The 3515-nt window shown below is 54.4% G+C and carries 2 rRNA genes; both read right to left on the bottom strand.

The window, feature by feature from the left end:
* Positions 1-1317 (bottom strand): 23S ribosomal RNA (locus RU09_RS11945); the annotation flags it as partial.
* A 414-nt stretch (positions 1318-1731) separates the two neighbouring features.
* Positions 1732-3256 (bottom strand): 16S ribosomal RNA (locus RU09_RS11950).
* Positions 3257-3515 lie beyond the last annotated feature (259 nt).

The raw sequence follows: 3515 nt of genomic DNA on the forward strand, positions 1-3515 counted from the left end.
CACACGACGCTCTCCTACCCATCAACACGGCTGGACCACGAAGGCCTACCAATAATGTCAATGCCACAACTTCGGTGGCGTGCTTGAGCCCCGTTACATTGTCGGCGCGGAATCACTTGACCAGTGAGCTATTACGCACTCTTTCAAGGGTGGCTGCTTCTAAGCCAACCTCCTGGTTGTCAAGGCAACTCCACATCCTTTCCCACTTAGCACGCGCTTTGGGACCTTAGTTGGTGGTCTGGGTTGTTTCCCTCTCGACTATGAAGCTTATCCCCCACAGTCTCACTGCTGCGCTCTCACTTACCGGCATTCGGAGTTTGGCTGACGTCAGTAACCTTGTAGGGCCCATCGGCCATCCAGTAGCTCTACCTCCGGCAAGAAACACGCAACGCTGCACCTAAATGCATTTCGGAGAGAACCAGCTATCACGAAGTTTGATTGGCCTTTCACCCCTATCCACAGCTCATCCCCTCAGTTTTCAACCTAAGTGGGTTCGGTCCTCCACGACGTCTTACCGTCGCTTCAACCTGGCCATGGATAGATCACTTCGCTTCGGGTCTAGGACATGCGACTGAATCGCCCTATTCAGACTCGCTTTCGCTACGGCTACCCCTCAACGGGTTAACCTCGCCACATATCGCTAACTCGCAGGCTCATTCTTCAAAAGGCACGCTGTCACAGCTACTAAGGCTGCTCCAACGGTTTGTAAGCAAACGGTTTCAGGTACTATTTCACTCCCCTCCCGGGGTACTTTTCACCTTTCCCTCACGGTACTTGTCCGCTATCGGTCATCTGGGAGTATTTAGGCTTATCAGGTGGTCCTGACAGATTCACACGGGATTTCACGGGCCCCGTGCTACTTGGGATACTCTTCGCGCCAAGGGTGGCATTTCGACTACGGGGTTGGCACCCTCTATGACCGGCCTTTCAAGACCGTTCGTCTATACCATCTTGTAACGCCGCCATCTCGGCAGAGATGACTGAAAAGTCCCACAACCCCCAACGTGCAACGCCTGCCGGCTATCACACACGCTAGGTTTAGCCTGTTCCGGTTTCGCTCGCCACTACTAACGGAATCGCGGTTGCTTTCTCTTCCTGTGGGTACTGAGATGTTTCACTTCCCCACGTTCCCTCTACCCGCCCTATATATTCAGGCGGGAGTCACTAGGTCGGCACGCCGCCCAGCGGGGTTTCCCCATTCGGACACCCTCGGATCAAAACTTGCTTATCAGTTCCCCGAGGCTTATCGCAGATTGCTACGTCCTTCTTCGGCTCCAGATGCCAAGGCATTCACCGTTTGCTCTTAAAGACTTGATAAATCACATGAGTTTGAATCAGAATCGACACCAGACACAGGGCCTGGCTTGAAATTGACTAATGATCTTTAAGATCATCTTGTGCAACCGATCAAAGATCAGTTGCAAGATGCTCGCGTCCACTGTGTAGTTCTCAAAGTACGGGCGGTACCCCTTCCCGCCTCCCCCACAGGGGAAACAACAAGAGGCCCAGAGGTACAGAAACGATCCGAAGATCGCATCCGGTCCCTCAGGACCCAACAGCGTGCAGACACCCCGCTCACGAAGCCCCCCTTTCCAACCAACCCGAAGGCCAGCGTACTCACGAGACTCAGCTGCGCTGATGTCATGTCAAATGTTCCACCCATGAGCTCCCAGCGAGAAACGAACGTCCTCGATCTGGGTTCTGGACTCCGAAGAGTCAGATGCTCCTTAGAAAGGAGGTGATCCAGCCGCACCTTCCGGTACGGCTACCTTGTTACGACTTAGTCCTAATTACCGATCCCACCTTCGACGGCTCCCTCCACAAGGGTTAGGCCACCGGCTTCAGGTGTTACCGACTTTCATGACTTGACGGGCGGTGTGTACAAGACCCGGGAACGTATTCACCGCAGCGTTGCTGATCTGCGATTACTAGCGACTCCGACTTCATGAGGTCGAGTTGCAGACCTCAATCCGAACTGGGACCGGCTTTTTGGGATTCGCTCCACCTCGCGGTATTGCAGCCCTTTGTACCGGCCATTGTAGCATGCGTGAAGCCCAAGACATAAGGGGCATGATGATTTGACGTCATCCCCACCTTCCTCCGAGTTGACCCCGGCAGTATCCCATGAGTTCCCACCATTACGTGCTGGCAACATAGAACGAGGGTTGCGCTCGTTGCGGGACTTAACCCAACATCTCACGACACGAGCTGACGACAACCATGCACCACCTGTTTACGAGTGTCCAAAGAGTTGACCATTTCTGGCCCGTTCTCGTATATGTCAAGCCTTGGTAAGGTTCTTCGCGTTGCATCGAATTAATCCGCATGCTCCGCCGCTTGTGCGGGTCCCCGTCAATTCCTTTGAGTTTTAGCCTTGCGGCCGTACTCCCCAGGCGGGGAACTTAATGCGTTAGCTGCGTCACGGAATCCGTGGAATGGACCCCACAACTAGTTCCCAACGTTTACGGGGTGGACTACCAGGGTATCTAAGCCTGTTTGCTCCCCACCCTTTCGCTCCTCAGCGTCAGTTACGGCCCAGAGATCTGCCTTCGCCATCGGTGTTCCTCCTGATATCTGCGCATTCCACCGCTACACCAGGAATTCCAATCTCCCCTACCGCACTCTAGTCTGCCCGTACCCACTGCAGGCCGGAGGTTGAGCCTCCGGATTTCACAGCAGACGCGACAAACCGCCTACGAGCTCTTTACGCCCAATAATTCCGGATAACGCTTGCGCCCTACGTATTACCGCGGCTGCTGGCACGTAGTTAGCCGGCGCTTTTTCTGCAGGTACCGTCACTTTCGCTTCTTCCCTGCTAAAAGAGGTTTACAACCCGAAGGCCGTCATCCCTCACGCGGCGTTGCTGCATCAGGCTTGCGCCCATTGTGCAATATTCCCCACTGCTGCCTCCCGTAGGAGTCTGGGCCGTGTCTCAGTCCCAGTGTGGCCGGTCACCCTCTCAGGCCGGCTACCCGTCGACGCCTTGGTGAGCCATTACCTCACCAACAAGCTGATAGGCCGCGAGCCCATCCCCAACCAATAAATCTTTCCAGTAGCTGACCATGCGGTCGCCACTCGTATCCAGTATTAGACGCCGTTTCCAGCGCTTATCCCAGAGTCAGGGGTAGGTTGCTCACGTGTTACTCACCCGTTCGCCACTGATCCCACAGAGCAAGCTCCGTGTTCACCGTTCGACTTGCATGTGTTAAGCACGCCGCCAGCGTTCATCCTGAGCCAGGATCAAACTCTCCGTAAAAAAGAAATGCATACGACACCGGGAAAACGGTGACGCAGCGAGTTTGATGCTGACCAAAGAGACAAATTCATTGCTGACTTCATCCGAATGCCAACCCCACAAGGAGGTTGGTCTTTGATCCAAAGGAATTCTCACCCAGCCGAAGCTAGACGAGGATAATTTGGCATTTGACAAGTGCACGCTGTTGAGTTCTCAAGGATCGGATGCTCCCACGACCCAGTCATCACAACCAGGCCCGAAGGGCAACTTCTCTATCTTA

Origin of the sequence: Microbacterium sp. MEJ108Y (genome assembly GCF_000834175.1) — a bacterium.
Classification (GTDB): Bacteria; Actinomycetota; Actinomycetes; order Actinomycetales; family Microbacteriaceae; genus Microbacterium; species Microbacterium forte.